Here is a 769-nt window from a genome sequence, read left to right on the forward strand (position 1 = left end):
GGCCGATGAGCCCTGTTCGGCCATTCCCGAACTGGTAGTGGAGATTCTTTCTCCCAGTCAGAGTTTTGGGGCTGTGGCTCAAAAAGCAGCGGACTATCTAGAGGCCGGGATCCCTCGCGTTTGGATTGTGGATCCGCAGGCCAAGAGCATCACCGTCTTCTACCCCGATGCCCCACCAAAGACTTTTACGGGATCCCAAGCCATCCAAGATGATTTCTTGCCGGGCTTGAAGGTTGTTCCCCAGGATGTGTTTGCCCAGGCTGGAATCCCTTAGCCGGCTCAGACAAGTTTGAGCTGGAGTCAAGAAGAGAGTTAGCGATGAGGAACTCGTGATGCTATCAACTGCAGAGGTATCAGCTTCCCATCAAAAACTCACTCCAGAACAGTTTCTTGCCTTGCCAGAGGAAGATGTGACCTATGAGCTGGTTGATGGGCAAGCTGTTCCCAAAGATGTGCCGATGTCCCCTAAAAGATTTCATGCCTCTCTGCAGAAGCGATTGCTTTTCATTTTGGATGCGTGGTGTCAAGGCAAGGGAGATGTATATACAGAGCTGGCAATTGTTTTGCAAAAGCAGGGTCAGAAGTGGCTTCCCGTTCCTGATTTGCTCTATGTTTCGTTTGAACGCTGGCCGGAGCAGCAGGTGGAAGACGGCCCTTGTCCAACAGCTCCCGAACTGGTAGTGGAGATTTCCGGCCAGAGTTTTGGGGCTGTGGTTCAAAAGGCAGCGGACTATCTGGAAGCTGGGATCCCCCGCGTTTGGATTGTAGA

2 protein-coding genes are annotated in these 769 nt (G+C 52.3%); both read left to right on the plus strand.

The genetic code is table 11. The annotated features are described in order from the left end of the window. Positions 1 to 274 (plus strand): Uma2 family endonuclease (locus NW827_RS07805; RefSeq protein WP_414503529.1); only part of this gene is annotated, 274 nt, incomplete at its 5' end. A 58-nt stretch (positions 275 to 332) separates the two neighbouring features. Beyond that, positions 333 to 769, plus strand: a 437-nt coding sequence (locus NW827_RS07810; protein ID WP_414503530.1) for a Uma2 family endonuclease, incomplete at its 3' end; no start/stop codon positions are given.

The sequence above is a fragment of the Synechococcus sp. H70.1 genome (assembly GCF_047502705.1).
In the GTDB taxonomy this organism is placed as follows: Bacteria; Cyanobacteriota; Cyanobacteriia; order Thermostichales; family Thermostichaceae; genus Thermostichus.